Annotated in this window: 16 protein-coding genes; 9 read left to right on the forward strand and 7 right to left on the reverse strand. The window is 65.6% G+C overall.

Annotated elements, in window-relative coordinates:
• Window positions 1–41 precede the first annotated feature (41 nt).
• Both BRAO375_RS28540 and BRAO375_RS28545 read right to left on the reverse strand, forming a co-directional pair.
• Entirely contained in the window at window positions 42–1,331 is a 1,290-nt protein-coding gene (locus BRAO375_RS28540) for an ABC transporter substrate-binding protein (protein WP_052536156.1), read from the reverse strand.
• A gap of 389 nt (window positions 1,332–1,720) precedes the next feature.
• The gene (locus BRAO375_RS28545; protein ID WP_009030905.1) at window positions 1,721–2,671 is read right to left on the reverse strand and encodes a sugar-binding transcriptional regulator; all 951 of its coding nucleotides are present in this window, start codon (window positions 2,669–2,671) and stop codon (window positions 1,721–1,723) included.
• A 232-nt stretch (window positions 2,672–2,903) separates the two neighbouring features.
• Here BRAO375_RS28545 and BRAO375_RS28550 point away from each other — a divergent pair, with 232 nt between their 5' ends.
• Together BRAO375_RS28550 and BRAO375_RS28555 are read left to right on the forward strand one after the other, a co-directional pair.
• A complete protein-coding gene (locus BRAO375_RS28550; RefSeq protein ID WP_009030906.1) occupies window positions 2,904–3,293 on the forward strand; it encodes a hypothetical protein in 390 nt (129 codons plus the stop codon).
• 89 nt (window positions 3,294–3,382) lie between these two features.
• Window positions 3,383–3,694 carry a hypothetical protein gene (locus BRAO375_RS28555; RefSeq protein WP_009030907.1) on the forward strand — a complete coding sequence of 104 codons (312 nt, stop codon included), beginning with the start codon at window positions 3,383–3,385 and terminating at the stop codon, window positions 3,692–3,694.
• Here BRAO375_RS28555 and BRAO375_RS28560 read toward each other — a convergent pair.
• Window positions 3,676–5,304, reverse strand: coding sequence for a Y4lR C-terminal helical domain-containing protein (locus BRAO375_RS28560; RefSeq protein WP_009030908.1), 1,629 nt, complete (start codon window positions 5,302–5,304; stop codon window positions 3,676–3,678). The genes BRAO375_RS28555 and BRAO375_RS28560 overlap by 19 nt on opposite strands.
• Before the next feature lie 212 nt (window positions 5,305–5,516).
• On the opposite strand from BRAO375_RS28560, the gene BRAO375_RS28565 reads away from it, so the two are divergent.
• The 4 genes from BRAO375_RS28565 to ubiG all read left to right on the forward strand — a co-directional run bounded on the left by BRAO375_RS28565 (window position 5,517) and on the right by ubiG (window position 8,051).
• On the forward strand, window positions 5,517–5,927 hold the full coding sequence (locus tag BRAO375_RS28565) for a flagellar basal body rod protein FlgC (RefSeq protein WP_009030909.1): 411 nt from the start codon (window positions 5,517–5,519) through the stop codon (window positions 5,925–5,927).
• 96 nt (window positions 5,928–6,023) lie between these two features.
• The gene (locus tag BRAO375_RS28570) at window positions 6,024–6,839 is read left to right on the forward strand and encodes a methyltransferase family protein (protein WP_009030910.1); all 816 of its coding nucleotides are present in this window, start codon (window positions 6,024–6,026) and stop codon (window positions 6,837–6,839) included.
• 8 nt (window positions 6,840–6,847) lie between these two features.
• On the forward strand, window positions 6,848–7,243 hold the full coding sequence (locus BRAO375_RS28575; RefSeq protein WP_009030911.1) for a DUF4149 domain-containing protein: 396 nt from the start codon (window positions 6,848–6,850) through the stop codon (window positions 7,241–7,243).
• A gap of 25 nt (window positions 7,244–7,268) precedes the next feature.
• Window positions 7,269–8,051, forward strand: a complete 783-nt coding sequence (gene ubiG / locus BRAO375_RS28580) for a bifunctional 2-polyprenyl-6-hydroxyphenol methylase/3-demethylubiquinol 3-O-methyltransferase UbiG (RefSeq protein WP_009030912.1) — start codon at window positions 7,269–7,271, stop codon at window positions 8,049–8,051.
• Between the two features lie 48 nt (window positions 8,052–8,099).
• Here the strand turns inward: ubiG and BRAO375_RS28585 are convergent, their stop codons facing one another.
• From BRAO375_RS28585 to BRAO375_RS28595, 3 genes are all read right to left on the reverse strand, one after another.
• Complete coding sequence (locus BRAO375_RS28585) at window positions 8,100–9,050, reverse strand: SH3 domain-containing protein (RefSeq protein WP_009030913.1); 951 nt, start codon at window positions 9,048–9,050, stop codon at window positions 8,100–8,102.
• 101 nt (window positions 9,051–9,151) lie between these two features.
• Entirely contained in the window at window positions 9,152–9,910 is a 759-nt protein-coding gene (locus tag BRAO375_RS28590; protein WP_009030914.1) for an SH3 domain-containing protein, read from the reverse strand.
• A 367-nt stretch (window positions 9,911–10,277) separates the two neighbouring features.
• Window positions 10,278–10,463, reverse strand: a complete 186-nt coding sequence (locus tag BRAO375_RS28595) for a hypothetical protein (RefSeq protein ID WP_035642790.1) — start codon at window positions 10,461–10,463, stop codon at window positions 10,278–10,280.
• Window positions 10,464–10,734: 271 nt separating this feature from the next.
• On the opposite strand from BRAO375_RS28595, the gene BRAO375_RS28600 reads away from it, so the two are divergent.
• Window positions 10,735–11,913 (forward strand): serine hydrolase domain-containing protein, encoded by a 1,179-nt coding sequence (locus tag BRAO375_RS28600; protein WP_009030915.1) that lies wholly within the window; start codon window positions 10,735–10,737, stop codon window positions 11,911–11,913.
• Window positions 11,914–12,072: 159 nt separating this feature from the next.
• Here BRAO375_RS28600 and BRAO375_RS36660 read toward each other — a convergent pair whose 3' ends face one another.
• A complete protein-coding gene (locus BRAO375_RS36660; protein ID WP_009030916.1) occupies window positions 12,073–13,491 on the reverse strand; it encodes a peptidoglycan-binding domain-containing protein in 1,419 nt (472 codons plus the stop codon).
• 490 nt (window positions 13,492–13,981) lie between these two features.
• On the opposite strand from BRAO375_RS36660, the gene BRAO375_RS28610 reads away from it, so the two are divergent.
• Window positions 13,982–14,740: a hypothetical protein gene (locus BRAO375_RS28610; protein WP_009030917.1), complete on the forward strand. Its 759-nt coding sequence runs from the start codon at window positions 13,982–13,984 to the stop codon at window positions 14,738–14,740.
• A 526-nt stretch (window positions 14,741–15,266) separates the two neighbouring features.
• The gene (locus BRAO375_RS28615; protein WP_009030918.1) at window positions 15,267–16,670 is read left to right on the forward strand and encodes a glycoside hydrolase family 75 protein; all 1,404 of its coding nucleotides are present in this window, start codon (window positions 15,267–15,269) and stop codon (window positions 16,668–16,670) included.
• The last annotated feature ends 1,001 nt before the right edge of the window (window positions 16,671–17,671 follow it).

The following is a 17,671-nucleotide window of genomic DNA, read 5'->3' on the forward strand; positions in this document are numbered from 1 at the left end:
CTCGGGAGGAGTTTTCGTGTCGAGCTGATAGCCAAGCGCGCCTATTTGATGTAGCCGGCGCGCTTCATCTCGCGTTCGGTGGCGGACTGCGCCGCAGCCAACGCCGCATCGACCGTCATCGAGCCGGCAAGCGCCGCCGAGAACTGCTGGCCGACCGCGGTGCCGATGCCCTGGAATTCCGGGATGGCGGCGTATTGCACGCCGACATACGGCACCGGCTTCACCGTCGGATGGCTCGGATCAGCCGCATCGATCGAGGCGAGCGTGATCTTCGCGAACGGTGCGACCTTCAGATAGTCCTCGTTCTTGTACAGCGAGGTGCGCGTGCCCGGCGGCACGTTGGCCCAGCCTTCCTTCGAGGCGACGAGCTTGGTGTAGTCCTTGCTGGTCGCCCAGGCGATGAACTTCTCGGCCGCATCGGTCTTCTTGGAGCCGGCGGGGATCGCGAGATTCCAGGCCCACAGCCAGTTGGCGTTCTTGCCGAGGCCGGTGTTCGGCGCCAGCGCGAAGCCGACCTTGTCGGCGACCTTGGACTCCTTCGGATTGGTCACGAACGAGGCCGCCACGGTGGCGTCGATCCACATCGCGCATTTGCCGGAGTTGAACAGCGCGAGGTTCTCGTTGAAGCCGTTGGAGCTGGCGCCGGGAGGGCCGGCCTCCTTCATCAGGTCGACATAGGTCGACAGTGTCTTCTTCCATTCCGGCGTGTTGAACTGCGGCTGCCATTTCTCGTCGAACCAGCGCGCGCCGAACGAGTTCGACATCGCGGTCAGGAACGCCATGTTCTCGCCCCAGCCGGCCTTGCCGCGCAGGCAGATGCCGAACGTGCCGGCCTGCTTGTCGGTGAGCTTCTTGGCGGCGTCGATGACGAAGTCCCAGGTCGGGCTCTCCGGCATCTTCAGCCCGGCCTTGTCGAACAGGTCGGTGCGGTACATCACCATCGAACTCTCGCCGTAGAACGGCGCGGCATAGAGCTTGCCGTCGACGGACACGGCGTCCTTGATCTTCGGCAGGATGTCGTTCGCGTCATAGTCGGCGCCGAGCTTGTCGAGCGGCACCAGCCAGTTCTTCTTCGCCCAGATCGGCACCTCGTAGGTGCCGATGGTGAGGATGTCGAACTGGCCGCCCTTGGTGGCGATGTCGGTGGTGACGCGCTGGCGGAGCACGTTCTCTTCCAGGGTGACCCATTTCACCTGGATGTCGGGATTGGCCTTGGTGAATTCGCCGGTCAGGCCCTGCATCCGGATCATGTCGCCATTGTTGACGGTGGCGATGGTCAGGGTGGTCTCGGCCGACGCGGGCATCGTGGTCAGCAGCGTGGCGGCGCCCATCAGGGCGGCAAGCGTGCGCGTGCGAGTGAAGATGGTCTTCACGGTCTCCTCCCTTCCCGTGTCTTTTGAACATATGCTCACGGGCTGAGCTGATGTTCACAACAACAGTCAGGCTTTGTCAAGCATACGACGGCGCGCACAGGTTGTGCGACGCGGGAGGCGATCTCTCAAATATTAAACGCGCTGCTGAAGATCGCGTCTCTCACCACGCCCGTCGTTCCGGGGCGCGCGCCAGCGCGAGCCCGGAACCCATACCCACAGGGAGGGGTTCGGGGCACGCTCAGGGTGGACATCTCGTCTCCAAACCCTCGCTTGGGGTTATGGATTCCGGGCTCATCCGCGCTACGCGCGAATGCCCCGGAATGACGAGAGGAGAGAGTTGGGCGACTTCAAGCCAGCACGGCGCGCGCGGTGGCTTCGTCAGTGATCAGGCCATTGATCAGCCGGCCCGTCAGCGCCGCACGGATGGCCGCGATCTTCGCCGGGCCCAGCGCCGCCGCGATGGTCATCGCGCGCGCCGGGACATCCGGCGCGATGCTCGTCAGGCGGCGGTTGATGCCGCCGTCGATCACCCGGCCCTTGGCGTCATAGGCCCAGCCGGTGATCTCGCCGATGGCGCCGAGCCGCATCATCTCGGTGAGTTCGTCGCGGGTGACGAAGCCGTCGACATGCATCTGCGCCTTCTGGTCCATCTGGCCGATGCCGACCAGCTTGAGATCGGCCTTGTCGGCGACCGCCTTGACCTTGGCGATGGCATCGAGCCGGACCATACGGTCGCGCTCGTCCTCGCTGCCCATCAGGAACGGCAGCGGCATCGGATAATGCCGCGCGCCGGTGCGGTCGGCGAGCCGGCCGACGGTGTCGAAGAAGCTGGCCGAGCCATCGGCCAGAATGTTGCCCACCAGCGAGACGATCTGATGCTCCGGACGATCGATCGGCGTGACGCGCTCGACCGCGGCGCGCACCGCGCGCCCGGTGCCGAGTGCGATGATGACCGGCGTCTCCGCGCGAAGCGTTGTCTCGAGCAAGTTCGCACAACGCTCGGCAATGCCTGCGGCGCCCGTCGGCGCGGCCGGATCGGTCGGCACCACCTCGCAATGCACAAGCGCGAAGCGCTCCTTGAGCTGGGCGGCGAGAGCCATGCAGGAGGCGATCGGATGCTCGAGCCGGAAGGTGATGAGCCGCTCGGCGAGGCACAACGACACCAGCCGCTGCGCCGAGGCGCGCGACACCTGCAGCATCCGCGCGATCTCGTCCTGGGTGTGGCCCGCGATGAAATACAGCCAGCCGGCGCGGGCGGCGTCGTCGAGACGTGATTTGTCGCTGTCGCTGGCCGCCATGACGCCGCGCGGTCTCCATCCCCATTCGTCCGCCGCGCGCCGAGGCCGAGCGTGACACGCATTATGGCACGGCCCTCCCGGCAACGGGAACCGGCGCCCGCCGCCATCCCCAGGCGCGCCCGCCAGAGTGCTGGCAAGCAGATCATATGCTCCGATGATGAGCAATAGCTCGTCCGTCGCTCGGCTGCCCGCTGGTGAGACCTCCTTAACGTGCGGCTGCGACGCTCCCAGCATGAAGAGTCACGGTCCCCTCTGGCTATTCGCCGCGTTTGCCGTCGTCGTGCTGGCGGCGGGCCTCCCCTATTGGCGGCTGTCCTATGACGAGCTCAACAGGGGACAGTTCGCCGTCGCCCCGGGGGCGTTGCTGCTCGGCCTGTTGTCGTTGGTCCTGGTGCTGGCCGATGCCGCTCCGGTGCGCCGTATCGTTCAGGTCATGTCGTTCTGCGCGCCCACGATCGCCGCCGTCTCGATTGCGAGGCACACCGCCATCGACCCCACCTCGCACAATCTCTGGCCGCTCGAATTGGCGTTCGCGGGGATCGCCGGCGCAGTCATCGTCATTCCCGCCGTTGTCCTGGGCCTGTCGGTGCGGTGGGCGCTGGCCCGGCTCGGCCCGCGCTGACGCCGACAGCTCGGAACCTCGCCAGAAGCACATCGGCTGCGCATTCGTCAGCGATGCAGCGGGGCACCCGGCTGCCTAGCTGAATCAGCATGGCCCGTCCCCCGATCGTCACGCCCCGCCGCCCTGCGCCTGTCTTCGTCTGCCGCAAATGCCTGAAACGCATCGACGACGCGAAGGGCATCAAGACCGCGATCAAGCGCGAGAGCAAGCTCGCCGCCCCGTCCAGCCGCAAGTCGCCGCGCGTCATCATGACGAGCTGCTTCGGCCTCTGCCCCAAGCGCGCGGTCGTGGTCACCGGCGGCGTCCGCGCCGCGCGCGGAGACTACGTTCTCGTCGCCACAGCCGACGAAGTCGCAGGCGCGCTGGCCTGCCTGCGCGACGATCAGACCAGGTCCTCCTGAAGATCGTCGTCGTCATCTTCGCGGGCGAGACATTCGACCGTCCGCTGGGCGATGTTGCGCATCAGCCCGATCTCCGTGAGATCATGGCCGTCGAGAAGGGCGCGCGCGACCACCGCGAGGTCGGCCCAGCTGAGCCACTCGCCTTCCCGCCCCTCGCGCATCCATAGCGCGGTCAGGACGAACAGCTCCGCCCAGCGCGTCCGCTGCGCCCCGATCGCCCCGTCGTTCTGCAGCAGCTTGACGGGAAGCTTCTCGCGGGCACGCCGGCTAGCACTCTTCACCTTCTGCTCCAGTTCGGCATCGTCCTCGAACCAGGAGTCTTCGATGCCGTCGAGCTCGGCGATATCACCGCTGTCCGCCAGCGCCTGCGCGACGTCGTCCGGATCGCGCAGATCGTCCGGCAATTCGGCAATGAGCGCGTCGAGGGCCGCGCGACAGTCGATCCGCTCCGGCTGCCACGCGGCGCCGCCGATCGTCTCCGCGACTTCCAGGAGCCCGGCGGGCGGCACCTCGCCGGCCTTGATGGTGAGAGCGAGATGATGCGCGATCATGCGGTCGATGAAGGCGCGGCTGACGTCCAGCAGCGGGCCGTGCGTCGCTACCTCTCCGACCAGCTTCTTGGCCGTCGGAATCGACTGCGGCGGGCTGGTCATGGCCTCGGTGATCCCGTCGCGGGTGAAGATGGTCGATATCCGCTTCGTCTTGCGGTCGAGGGGCGAGACTGCGAGCAGCAGCTGCGCGCCGGAGCCGTCGATCGGGCTGGACTTGAGCTCATCGACCGCCCCCTTGTCCCAGGGGGCACAGTCCACGCCGGCCGCGCGCGCCTTCTGGATGATCGCATCGATGGCCGCGCGCTCGCGCTCCGGCCGCCAATTGCGCATCGCGATCACTCGCCGGAGATCGACCGGGGACAAGGTGGGGGCCTGCTCAGCGAGCACCGTCGCGGCTTCCTTGCGCACCGCCGCGCTGCCGTTCTGCAGGAACAGCACCGCAGCCGCGCGTGCATCCGGCTGCTCTTGATGCGCGAGATGGGTGATCACGGCGACCTTGGCTTCATCAGGAAGAAGGTGGGCACCCTGCGCGAACGAGGAGACCATCTCGAACGGGTCGCCGTCGCAGGCCTCGAGCATCTCATCAAGCACCAGGCCGATATCGCCCGGCAGCACGTCGTCCTCATCCTCGTCGACGAGCTCCGCCGAAGCCTTGGTGAGCTCGGGAGATGCGGCGACGCCTGCCTGCTGCAGCGCACCGCCGAGATAGGCCAGCAGCGTGCCCTCAATGTCGCCGGCTTCGACGCGGGCGGCGAGATCGGACTGAAAGCGCGCGATGAGGTCGGCGGCGTCCTTGACGCCGCGCTTGGCGCGCTCGTTCAGGCCCGCGAGCAGCATCTGCAGCAGGAACAGATAGGCAATGCCGAGCGCCTCGTCGTCGCCGGCCGGCGGCATGTGACGGCACACGCCCTCGGCCGCCGCGAAGATCTCGGTGGCGTTGGCGAGCAGGAAGCGTTCGAGCTCCGGCGTCGGCTGCGGCAGCCGGCCCTTGGCAAAGCCGGCCGCGAGCTTTTTGGCGTGGTGGTCGAGACCAGCCGGTTGGGTGCCAGATTTGGGCATGACGGAACTCCCTCAAGCTCGCGAATTTACCGCGGAAACAGGCCGGCCGGAATCGACCTCCACAGCAATCCACCGTGATCATGCCGCGGCTGAGGCCGACCGCCGGCCCCCTCCAGCACTGAGCCATGGTGAACGAGACCTTGCTCCGAACGCTCGGATCTCGCCGCGAGCCTTCACGCTTGCTTCGTAAGCTCTGCGTTTAGCTGCGCCCCATGAGTCCGATCGCCACCATCGCCGTCTCCGGCATGAAGGCCGCCTCGCAGCGGCTCGAGGTGTCCGCCTCGAACGTTGCCAATGCGATGAGCACCGGCGCGCTGCCGAACGCCGACGGCACGTTGCCGGCGGGAGCGCCGAAGGCCTATGATCCGCTGACGCTGGTGCAGAGCGACGTCGCTGGCGGCGGCACCCAGGCGACGATCGCCAAGGCGAGCCAGGGGACGTCGGCGAGCTACCAGCCCTCGGCGCCTTTTGCCAACAAGGACGGCCTTGTCGCCGCGCCCAATGTGGATCTCGCTCAGGAGATGATCAGCCAGCTGGTCGCCAAATACAGCTTCGCCGCCAATGCGCGCGTGCTGAAGGCGAGCGACGAGATGAGCCGGACCGTGATCGACATGAAGGTCTGAGCTGTCAGGCTCCGCGCCTCCGCTACCGGCAGATCATCTCACGCATCCGTGATGACCTGCTGAAATCCGCTTCTCGCCGCCCGGCGTAGCCGAGAGGTGAGCAACCCGGCCGACATCTCCCACCTCTCCCGCCTGACGGCACTGCTGCGCGCCGCGCTGGCCGCGCCTGAAGGCGCGCGGCGCATTGCCATCGCGCTGATGTCCGGCTTCGTCTGCCACACCCTCTTCGCCCTCGCGGTGCTGGCGATGATCGGCGCGATGTTCTTCGGCATGAGCGAAAGCGTCGGCCGCGTGCCCTGGCCCTGGGCCGTCGCCACGAATGCGGCCCTGCTGGTGCAGTTTCCGCTGCTGCATTCGCTTCTGCTCGGCCGGGGACGGCGCTGGCTGATGCGGCTCGGCCGGCATGGCGCGACGCTCGCCACCACGCATTACGCGATCATCGCCTCGCTCCAGCTGTTGTGCCTGTTCGCGCTGTGGACGCCGAGCGGGGTGATCTGGTGGCGCGCGCAGGGTGCAGCCTTCGTCGTGCTCTGTCTCGCCTATGCGAGCACCTGGCTGCTGCTGATCAAGGCGAGCTGGGACGCCGGCGTGGAGGTGCAGTCCGGCGCACTCGGCTGGCTGTCGCTCGCCGCCGATCGCGCGCCGCGCTTTCCGGACATGCCCCAGCGCGGCCTGTTCGCGATCATCCGCCAGCCGATCTATCTGTCGTTCGCGCTGTCCTTGTGGACCGTGCCGGTGTGGACGCCGGACCAGCTCGCGGTGGCTTCGGTGCTGACGGCCTATTGCCTGCTGGCGCCGCGCTTCAAGGAACAGCGCTTCACGCAGATCTACGGCGCGCGGTTTGAAACCTATCGCGCGCGGGTGCCTTACATCCTGCCGCGCCGGCCGGCACGCTCGGAGCCCAGGTCGTGATCAACGCGATGATCAACGCCGCCGCCCTGCTTGCGACCGCGCTCTTGTTCGGCGGCATGACGCTGTTCGCGTTCGGCTTCGCGCCATTCCTGTTCAGCGCGCTGCCGGCCGACACGACGCGGACGCTGATCCGCCGCGCCTTCCCGCACTTTTATCTGTTCGTGATCGCCGCGGCGGCGGCGGCGGGCCTGCTCGCGCTCAGCGGCGACGCGCTCGCCGGGACAGCCCTGGCCGCGATCGCGCTGACGGCCGTGCTCGCGCGACAGGTCCTGATGCCGGCCATCAACCGCGCCACCGATGCGGGCGACACGCGCCGCTTCGCCCGCCTTCATGGCGCCTCGGTCGTGCTCACCTTGATCCATATCGTGCTGAGCGCCGCCGTGCTGCTGCGCCTCGCGCGGTGAGCAATCCAGCGGAGGAAGGACAGTCATGCTCTACAAGGATGCCGTGAAGCCCGCCTTCGCCGCGACCGCCGAAGGTCCCTCGACCATCGACCCCGCGGAGATCGCGCGGTTCTCGCGGCTCGCCGAGGAATGGTGGAAGCCGGACGGCGCGTTCAAGCTCGTCCACGCCTTCAACGCCGCGCGCGTGGGCTATCTCTGCGAGCGGCTGCCGGCGCTGGTCGGGCGCGATCCCGCGGCGAACCTGCCGCTGGCCGGGCTCGAGATCATCGACGTCGGCTGCGGCGCCGGCATCGTCACCGAACCGTTGTCGCGACTCGGCGCCAAGACGCTCGGCATCGACGCGGCCGAGCGCAACGTGCTGGTCGCCGCCGACCACGCCCGCAAGCAGCGCGCCGACGTCGCTTATCGCCATGCCGTGCCCGAGGAGCTCGTCGCCGAAGGCGCTCACGCCGATATCGTGCTGATACTGGAGGTGGTCGAGCACGTCGCCGATCTCGCCCGCTTCGTCGGCCACGTCGCCGACCTCGTGCGGCCCGGCGGCGTTCTCGTGATCGGCACCTTGAACCGCACGTCGACCTCGTTCGTGAAGGCGATCATCGGCGCGGAATACATCCTCGGCTGGCTGCCGCGCGGCACGCATGACTGGCGCCGCTTCGTCAAGCCCGCGGAGTTGCAGACGCTGCTCGCGCCGCTTCGGTTTTTGCCGGTGGAGACGGTGGCCGTCGAGCTCAACCCGCTGACGATGCGCTGGCGCATCGGCGGCCGGCCCTCGACCAACTATCTGCAGATCTATCGCCGCATGCCCTGATGGCGCGCGCCGTGCGCGACGCCGCCAGGCGCAGTGCCGGGAGGCGCGTCACGCCGGCTCCGGGGCGTCCTCTCTGCCGCCGGCATGCTGCTCGGCAGGCGCCAGGAAGCTGGCGAAGACGTAGCCGTCGAGCAGCCCGTCGCCTTCAAGGTCCACCCGCACCCAGGTCGGATCGTGACTGTCGGTCTCGACCACGGTGAGCTCGGTTCCGGCCGGCAGCGTCTTTTCGGAATCGAAGCTCGTCCCGGGCCCTCCGCGCAGCTTGAGACCGCCGCGCGCAATCACGACGTAGCGTCCGGTGGCGAGCGCATGGCTGGTCTCGACGCTGCGCGACAGCGTGACATAGTCGAAGATGCGCTCGCCGTAGAACTTCTCGCCGTCGAAAAACCCCTGCTTCAATCCCTTGGCCGGCTTGTAGCCGCCCGTGTTGTAGGCGATTGCGACCTTCGCGAAATCCTCATCCGTCAGGCTCGTCCGCGATTCGAAGTGGAGCGTCTTCAGCCCGCGCCGCAGCTCGCCGAGACATTGCGCGAGCGTGTCGGAGAAGGTCTCGTAGCGGCGCTGCAGGAAGTAGTCCGGATCGACCTCGAAGAACTGCAGGTCGCGCTGGAACACGCCGAAGCCGTGACAGAACTTCTTCGGGTTGGCGGCCGCATCCTTGTAACCCGGAATGAACGCCGCCATGTCGACGAGCGCCTTGCGCGCGATGTCGAACATCGCCTGGCCGTTCGGCGCGGCGACCAGTTGCTCCTTGTTGCGTGGAAAGGCCACCCGCCCCCCCTTGCCCGGCCCGCGGAAATCGATGGTGTCGCCGACGCACAGCGCCAGGACACGCGCGATCGGCAGATCCTTCTTGCGCAGCACGGACCAGATGTAGCCGGTTTCCTGGCAGGCGATCGCGACGATCATGTCGACGTCGAACGGCGTGCCCGGCAGCGCCGCCTGGATTTGGGTGCCAAACTGCCGCTTGAACCAACTGATATCGTCAGCTGTAACCACGAGACGCTCCATCAGCAACGAGAGGTTCAGACCAGAGAGACGTTGAATAGAAGAGACGTTCAGAGCAAACAGACGTGCGGCAACCGCTGTGCCGTCCGCAATCAGTTGTCGTCGGGGTGCGGCTCGGGCGCATCCTCGTGATGGCCGTCCAATCCGGCCGGCGCCAGGAAGGCGGCGAACACGTAGCCGTCGAGCAGCCCGTCGCCTTCCAGATCGACGCGGACCCACGCCGGGTCCACCATCGACCGCTCCACCACCGTCAGCTCGGTCCCGGCCGGCAGCGTTTTCTCCGAGCCGAAATTCGTGCCCGGGCCGCCGCGCAGCTTCAAGCCGTCGCGCGCGATCACGACGAAGCGGCCGGGCGCACCGGCGCCGGCTTGCGCCGGTTGCGCAGCCGCCGGCGCGGCCCATCCGGCGCGCGCCGCATCGCGCAGCCATTGCGGCGCGGTCGCGGAGCGGCCGCCGGCGCCCCAGGTGAGTTGCGAATGGTCGCTCGTCGAGACGCCGAAGCCGACATGGATGGTGCGGTTGCCCATGTAGCCGACGCCGGCGCCGATGCCGGTCGCGCCGGCCGCCGCCGCGGCGGTGACGAAGGTGAGGATGGCCTGCGGCGCGGATTGATCGGTGAAGGTCAGCGTCGTGCCGCCAGCGACGCATTGCACGTCAGCCGCACGGCCGTGGTCGTGACGCGTCGAGCCCGTGCGCCGCGCGCCGGGTCCCGGCGGATCCTGTCCGCCCGAATTGATCCTGATCGTATCGACGCCCGCCGCCTCGGCCGCGGCTTGCAGGACGCGCTTCAGCTCGTCCGAGATCGGCTGATTGCGAATGGCACCGGATGGAGGCCCTGTGAAATTGGTCATGAGCCGACCTCACCTCGATCAAAACCAACTGACAGCCCGCATCGACCGGGCCGGCGCAACTATCAATTCATCAAATCAATCGGCTGGAGCAGCTTGGATGTACCATGAGCGTCTCACAACCCTCGCAGGATGTCTACATGGCTGGCGTGCTGCAACGCAGAGATGTGGACGCCATGCAGAGAGCTCGCCGCGCGTTCGACATTGACCCGCCGTGCAGGAGCCACAACCCGATACCGACAGCCGGCGCGCGGCTCCCATCGAGCGATCACGCAGGCCCGACAGACATGGCGGCGGGCCACAACTAACAGTGCCCCATCATCCAGGGGCTGCAGCCGCTCACGCAGCGCGCTTCGAGGCGACGACGATCTCAGCGCGCGAGCACTGCGATCAGCCAATGGACCAGCGTGACGCCGCCGACCGGCGCGATCACCAGCAGCACCATGTTGAAGCCGAGCAGCGCGATCAGCACCTTCTCGCCCCGCGCCGAGAGCCGCCGCTTCGGACGCTCGGGCTTCGGATCATCAGGCCCATGAGCGGGCAGGTCGACGAACATGGGCGGCCTCCGAAAGACGCGCGGCGCACGCCGATCAATACCATCGATGAAGGGTCTTGGCTCAACCGTCTTGGCTGAACGGAGTCGCCTTGCGAACGGATCAGGCCCCTGGCTTCGGCAACCGACCTCGGGGACGCCGAAGCGACATCGATAATTTATCGTTTTACAATAATAAAATACTGCGATAAATAAATCCTCTCGAAGCAGATGAGAGGCAACACCGGCCGTGGCGCCATCGCAAGATGCGCGACGATGGGGGCCGTGACGACGCATGACCAGGACATCACGCGCAGGCGATAGCGACAGCCGCATCAGCTCCCGCCGCCGCACGCCTTCGGACCAGCCACGCTCTGGACGACGGCTGGTCGCATTCCAGGCACTCTCCGTCGCGATGGCGTTCCTGCTGACGGCGTGTGCCGCAGGGATCGACGAGATGCATCCGCCCTCTGCGGAGCAGCCGCTGCAGAACCTCGTGCAACGTCACCATATTTGCGGAGCCGCCATCGGCTTCCTCAAGTCGGGCAAGCTCGCGCGCACCGAGATGCTCGCCGGCTGCCCAGGCGCGGCGCCGCCATCGGCGCACAGCGTGTTTCAGGTGGCCTCGCTGAGCAAGCCGGTGTTCGCCTATGCGGTGCTGAAGCTCGTCGCCGCCGGCAAGCTCGATCTCGACGCGCCGGTGCTGTCCTATCTTCCCGACGGCTACGTCCATATCCCCCAGCCGTGGGATCCGGCTTCCGCGGGCGAGCGGGTCGACGCGCCCGGCCTGCACAAGGTGACCGTGCGCATGGCCCTGAACCACACCTCCGGCCTGCCCAACGCCGCCAGCGGCAAGCTCGAATTCGAATCCGAGCCGGGCACGAGGTGGGACTATTCCGGCGAGGGCTATATCCTGCTGCAGCGCGCAGCCGAGGCGGTCACCGGATGGCCGCTCGATCAGCTGATGGCCAAGCTGGTGTTCGAGCCGCTGCGCATGACCGACAGCAGCTACATCGGCCGCGCCGACGCGCAGACGATGCCGCCCGACGGACGCGCGCTCCCCTTCACGCGCCCGGTCGCCGCCTACTCGCTCAGCACCTCGCTGCAGGACTACACGACCTTCGTCGCGGCCGTGCTCGCCGACAAGCCGATGCTGGACACCATCACGAGGACACCCGTCACGGTCGACGCCAAGCTCGGCCTCAGCTGGGGCCTCGGCTGGGGCCTCGAACGTGGCAGCGACGGCCCCAATCTCTGGCACTGGGGCAACAACCCCGGCTACCGCGCCTTCGTCATGGCCTCGGTCAAGACCGGCGACGGCGTCGTCCTGCTCAGCAACAGCGAGAACGGACTGGCGCTGGCCGAAGCCGCGACGCAGCAGGCGCTGCCCGGCCGGCACGGCGTGTTCAGCTCCTATCTGATCCGCGAAGGCGCCGCGCATGTGAGCTGCAAGCTGGTTGCAGTGTGCTTCTAAGCACCAGGGCCCCTATGCCACCAACTCCGAGCCCCAGTCGGGCGATTCATTGTTGGGCGCGACCAGCTCCAAGGTGACCGTGACATCACGATGACGCTGCCCTCAATCGTGGAGTGCGGCCTCGCAGCCGTGAGGCGCGCTGCCGCCGCAACTCCCGCCTCAGATTTCAGCCGCAGGAATGATGGCGCTCATGAAGCGATATGTCGGATTCGCGAGATATCTCGGATCCTTCAGAATGATCGACATGAACTCGCGGTGTCCCGCGGTGCTTCGGCCGACAAGACATCCTGCGCTCGAATTGCCCATGTCCCCATGCGGCAGGTCGTAGCCCCAGTGCTGATGAACGCCGAAATCTGCTCCCGCCACCGGATAGTTGAAGTCGCGCTTGAATGTCTTCAGGGGGTCCCGATAGCCTTCGATGGTTCCGGCCTGAAGCAAAGCATCATGCGTGTGATACCAGCCCTTGATCCACGCTTTGTATTGACCGAATTTGATATGAAAGGCGCCGCCCGGGTTCATGGGCGTCAGTGTCCACTTCCTGCTCGGCTCGGTCGTCGCCTCCCAGAGCTTGCGGATGTACGGAACGCCCTGCTCGTCGACCGAGAAGACCACCCTGAGATCGTTGAAGACGTTGTTGCGATTGTCGTTGAGCGATCCGTCCGGGTCCATGCCTTCAATGTAGACGATGTTGAAGCACGTCGGATCACGGGCAATCCAGTAACCGTGAGAGATCATTGCCTTCGCGATGCGACCCGCGAGGTCGTCACCAGGCTTCAGCGGCATCGGTTCAGCCGCACGGAGCGCCTGATCCAGTTCGTCCGGCACCGCGGCCGCGGGATCCCAGGTGATGCCAGCACGCCCGGCGAACCTCTTCAAGGCCCATTTCGTCACCGGCCCGTATCCGCCATCCGCCGGAGGATCGAGCTGTCCGCACCTGATGAGGATGGTCTGAAGCCTCCGAACGCCCTCGATCGTGTCGAGGGAGATGGTTTGTTTCTTGCCAGGCGATGCGAGGATCTCGGGAACGGGCGGCGAGATGGCGGTCCTGACTTGCGCCAGCGCGATGTCTGGAAGATCGCCGGCCAACGACGTATCGCCTTTGGAGCGACCTAGACGGAGGCCGTACTCGATCTGCTCGTCAAGCAGCGGAGTCGGCCTGCCCGCCTCGTATTGAAACATGGCCTTGCCAAAGGCGCTGAGCACTCCGATGTCGTCGAGCGGCACTTTCTTGCGGGGCGAAAAGCCGGTCTTCCGCGTCACGAACTGAAGGTAGTTCGAATAATCCTGCCCGCCGCCGTACTTGGTTATGATCTTGCCGACGGTGTCAGCGCCGCTGACCGAATATCGTCGCAGCAATTCCCACCAGACGGCGACACCGAATTCGGGCGCCTCGAAGATCGTCGTCTTGTTGCCCGGAGTCGTCTCGACGGTGTCGACATAGCCAGGGTATTGGCGCTCCCACGCGGCGCCATTCACGGCTCCGGGATTGTTGCACCTGATCGAGACGGGGGTCGAGCGGTCGAACGGATTGGCGGAAAAATAGCCTCCAGGAACCAGCGAGCGATAATTGACCTTCATGTGCCCCTCGCACGAAGAAAATAAAATCAATTAAAAAATGCGCGTGAATGCTACATCTCCGACAGATTGCTTTCAAGCCTTCTGAGAACTGATTAGCAATTCGAGCGGTGATTTGTGACGAGCCGTCCCATGCAAGCTCGCATGAGCATCACGATCTCGGCGACGACTGGCTGACCTCGCCCCCGAACTGATGACGTCCGAACTGATGACGTCCGAACTGATCCAGTCGTCCCGGGTCTTTCTTCCTTCGTGCGTCGACTCCAAACCCCGCCAATTCCGGCGAACTCGCCGGGGACGAGATCACACGCAATCGCGGACGACGGGCGAACAAACTCCGCTTTCCCGCCAGCGCACCCGATCGATGCTGCAGCCTCCCGCGCGACCTCGACCACACGACGAAGATTCAAGCGGATTGACGGCAATTGTACAAGTTGATCTAATCGCCTCCAAGGGGAAACCCGCCAGGGTTTAGTTGGTTGGGGGGCACGCCATGCTTGGTCGCGGCGCGATACTTTGTGCTGTTTTGCTGGTTTCCGGTTGCTCGTCCGTTCAGGACACCGTCACTGCCAAGATCGATCAGGAGGCCATCTTCCAATACGGCTCCTACTGCGCTGCACCTCCAGACGCCCGACGGTCCGCATTGAGCTACGCGGAAACGGGCTTCGGCTACGTCGAGCAGCAATGCGGTGTCTTCTTCGACAATCTCGCGGCGCTGACGCAGAGCGGCCGCTTCTCCATCAAGGCCCTGAACGCGACGAATCTCGGCACGCAGAGCATCCTCCAGGCGGCCAAGGTGGCATCGTCGAACGTGACGCTGGTGGGCTCGGCTATCACGCTCACCGAGGCCGTCTTCAATGCCTTCGTCGAGCAGTACGCCTTCTCGCCCTACCTCTACAAGATCCGCGAGCTGACCTGGCAGGCGTTCGACAAGCACAGCCGGGACAATCAAGCGAAACTCGCGAGCCTCAACATTGCGGCTTCTCCGGATGCCTATTGCAGCGCCTATGTGCTCGTGCAGCAGCACGCAAGCATCTGCACATTGTCCTATATCCAGATGCTGTTCGACCAGCAGGTCGCCAACAGCACCAAAGTCGTCGATTCCAACGAAAAGGCCAAAGAGAAGGTCGTACCGGTCGCGCGAGGCGCTCAACCGCGGACCCTCTCGTTGGCGCCCGCGAGCGCCGCGCCACGCTTTTCGCCGCGGCCGCCCACCATCCTGCCGGCATCGCCGAGCTACTCCGTGCAGTAAGCCGGCACGACCGGACGCACCGGGCCATACATCGGAGTTGCGCAGAGTTGCGGTGACAGTGCTGTCACCGGAATTCCCGCGCTGCCGTCCGCCCGCGCGCATCTGGAGAACGATTGTCCTTGTCCATCAACCTCCCGCCGGATTGGCGCCTGTTTGCCCATCGCGTCTACGGCCGGTGGTGCAAAGCCAAGCCAAAGGATTACGCTCCGCTGATCCGCCCTACGCGCTGCTGCAGTAGCGACGCGTCACGCAGCGTGTGTCCCCCGACAATCGTCAGGTCAGCGCAAGATGTGCAACGGCATAGCGCCTTCTTACACGCGTCAAGGTTCACATGCGACCAATACGATCTTCCGGCCTGAACCAAAGGCGCCGGAGAAACGTCTCACAACCAAAGCGGGAGACACGCCTCGCTTCGTGCTGCAGCGCAAGACGAGCGGGGTTGGCACGAGCAAAAGTCTCACGCCGGCGTGCGCACGGTCTCGAACAAGGGGACCAATCCAGAAACGCGATTCTTGGAGATAACAGAATGTTTGCTCCGCTCGACGACATTCGGATCAAGTCAATCTATGGCGGCGATCTTCCCAAGCGCATGGCACGCTGCACGCCGGACATGCTAGGCGCCGTCCGGGCGGCTGCCGCAGACATCGAGGCTGCAGGTGGAAAGCTGATCCTGTCCGACATGTATCGATCGTACGACATGCAGTTGCAGGCGCATCTCGACTATGTGACCGGCAAAAAGACAGCCTTCAGTCCGCCGCCCGGCGGCAGCATGCATGAAGCCGGGCGCGCATTCGACCTCGATCTCGGCGCGCTCAAGATGAAGCTGTCGGACTTTTGGAAGATTGCAGCGAAGCACGGCCTCCATCCGGTCATCGACACGCCAAGTTCAGGCGCAGACGAGGCTTGGCACTTCGACTGCCGCGGCAGTCATGGCCTAGTGTACGACTATTACAAGGCCAGGAAGGGCGATAATTTCGCGAAGCCCTATATGGCCATGGCCGCAAGCGCCATCGTCTCCACCGGCGTGAAGGTGGACGTGCTCGGCCAAGACCCCGTCACCGGCTTCATTCAGTCGGGGCTGATCCGGCTGGGACAGACGATCGGCGACCTGGACGGCCGACTGGGCCCCAAAACGCGGACGGCGCTTGAGGCGCTGACGATCGATTCCACTGCGGACAATGCGATCGTGGCGACCGCGATCAATCGGCTGTTGCAGGCGGCGTTCCCGGCCGAGTATTTCGTATCCGCCGTGCATACGCTCGCGCTTGGCGACACGTCCCCGACCTTCTCGTTCAGGGTCGCGGAGAAGCGGCACTATGCGCCCAGCGCAGCCAATAGTGCAGTGCTCGGCGACATCGTCGGCATGCTGCGCAACGCAGATGTCATCCATCAGACGTTCGTTCTGCAGCCGGCTTTTCTCGGCATCCTCCCTAACAAATGTCTCTATTTGGATTCCGAGCTGCAGCTCGACACCGATGGCTGGCCCGACGGCAAGGGCAAAGGCGACAAGTACTGGCAGGCGACTACGTCGTTGAAATATGCGGACGGCACCTCGCTTAATGCGAACACGGTTCCCTACGTCGTTTTGCCGCTACCGAAGACATGGGCAAGCAGTCGCGGTATCCATCTCGGTGACTACGCGGCAGTGATCTACAAGGGCAAGTTGACTTTTGCGGTGTTCGGCGACGAGGGTCCTGAGAACCGCATCGGCGAGGGCTCGATCCAGCTGCTGCGGGGGCTCGGTGAAGAGCGGATCAGACCGAATGGCCGGGTCGAAAACTCCGGCGCCGGCCCCGGGATCATCACCATCGTCTTTCCCGGCTCCGGAGATCTGGCGCATCGCACAGACGAAGCGACGCTGCTCGCTGCCATCCACTCCGAAGGCGAGCGACTGTTTTCGACGTTGGCCGGCTTGCAGCCCGTGAGCTGACGGCGCTTTGCGGCCGCGCCGGTCGCTATCGACCGGCGCCGCCCGAAGCAGGAGGTGACAGCTACAGGGCGGCAGCGCCGGCGCGGACCGCGTTCCATGAGTTAGCCGCGCTACGCGTCCACGGCTGTGCAAAGCCAAGCCCTGCGACTTGAATAGAATTGGCTCGCTTAGGATCCTGGTCATGAAGTACGGCCGCGAAATCAGGAGCGCCCCCCACAACGAGCCCCGGGCTCGCGCGGACGATTAAGTCCACCAGCTCCGGAACGGAGCTAATTAGTCCCCTCAGCGTGAGTCAACATTTGATCGGTGACACCTTGCCAGATCCCTGGCTCTGAGGTCGACGGAGACCTCCTGAGTATGCGTCTCGAACGGTCCACGTTGTGGCCCTGCACAAACTGCCCGTCGTGCTGATTCCCCTTGCGCCGTCGGGCAAATCACCTCCACATTTTCCGCCATCCCGCCCGCACTGAGAGGGGCGCATCGCGATCGTCACGGGACGTTGCGGCGGGGAGTGGTGGCCGTGGGGCGACGCAGCATCTCAATCGAGGTGCGGACGAACGTTGTCGTGCGGACGGTCAAGCCGTGTGGTCCCGACACCCCTACGCTGGTGTCTTGGTCGGCGACGATGCCGATGACGGGGGCAAACCAAGCCCTGTCCCCTGGGAGAGCACGGAGCAGCCGTTCAAACCATCGCGCAGGGAAGGCCGGGTTGTTTCCGGCTGAGCCTGTGGTTCCTTCCCCGTGCACTCTCTTACGCACGGGGGCCGCGGGTGCCAGTCGGCACTCGGCCTTCCCTGCGCCCTCTCAATTCAAGAGGACGCCAACTGCCAGCACAGCTCGGGCTGATCAGGCCGCGAGAGCGCGGCCGTGTGGGCGCGAGCGACGGCTGCGATGAGCGGCAGGCTGTTTGACAGGGTTGATCTGAGATCAGAGAGCGCGGCTCAAGCGAGACTTGGGGTGCTCAAACGCCCGGCTTCGCGAAGACGCTACGCCGGGCACGC

Origin of the sequence: Bradyrhizobium sp. ORS 375 (assembly GCF_000239775.1) — a bacterium.
Classification (GTDB): Bacteria; Pseudomonadota; Alphaproteobacteria; order Rhizobiales; family Xanthobacteraceae; genus Bradyrhizobium.

Bases quoted from the DNA above. Each gene is read 5' to 3' on its own strand.
- BRAO375_RS28555 (WP_009030907.1), top strand. From the start codon at position 3,383: ATGGCCCGTCCCCCGATCGTCACGCCCCGCCGCCCTGCGCCTGTCTTC.
- BRAO375_RS28590 (WP_009030914.1), bottom strand. From the start codon at position 9,910: ATGACCAATTTCACAGGGCCTCCATCCGGTGCCATTCGCAATCAGCCG.
- BRAO375_RS36660 (WP_009030916.1), bottom strand. From the start codon at position 13,491: ATGAAGGTCAATTATCGCTCGCTGGTTCCTGGAGGCTATTTTTCCGCC.
- BRAO375_RS28565 (WP_009030909.1), top strand. From the start codon at position 5,517: ATGAGTCCGATCGCCACCATCGCCGTCTCCGGCATGAAGGCCGCCTCG.
- BRAO375_RS28600 (WP_009030915.1), top strand. From the start codon at position 10,735: ATGACCAGGACATCACGCGCAGGCGATAGCGACAGCCGCATCAGCTCC.
- BRAO375_RS28560 (WP_009030908.1), bottom strand. From the start codon at position 5,304: ATGCCCAAATCTGGCACCCAACCGGCTGGTCTCGACCACCACGCCAAA.
- BRAO375_RS28615 (WP_009030918.1), top strand. From the start codon at position 15,267: ATGTTTGCTCCGCTCGACGACATTCGGATCAAGTCAATCTATGGCGGC.
- BRAO375_RS28545 (WP_009030905.1), bottom strand. From the start codon at position 2,671: ATGGCGGCCAGCGACAGCGACAAATCACGTCTCGACGACGCCGCCCGC.
- BRAO375_RS28575 (WP_009030911.1), top strand. From the start codon at position 6,848: ATGATCAACGCCGCCGCCCTGCTTGCGACCGCGCTCTTGTTCGGCGGC.
- ubiG (WP_009030912.1), top strand. From the start codon at position 7,269: ATGCTCTACAAGGATGCCGTGAAGCCCGCCTTCGCCGCGACCGCCGAA.
- BRAO375_RS28550 (WP_009030906.1), top strand. From the start codon at position 2,904: ATGAAGAGTCACGGTCCCCTCTGGCTATTCGCCGCGTTTGCCGTCGTC.
- BRAO375_RS28610 (WP_009030917.1), top strand. From the start codon at position 13,982: ATGCTTGGTCGCGGCGCGATACTTTGTGCTGTTTTGCTGGTTTCCGGT.
- BRAO375_RS28595 (WP_035642790.1), bottom strand. From the start codon at position 10,463: ATGTTCGTCGACCTGCCCGCTCATGGGCCTGATGATCCGAAGCCCGAG.
- BRAO375_RS28540 (WP_052536156.1), bottom strand. From the start codon at position 1,331: ATGGGCGCCGCCACGCTGCTGACCACGATGCCCGCGTCGGCCGAGACC.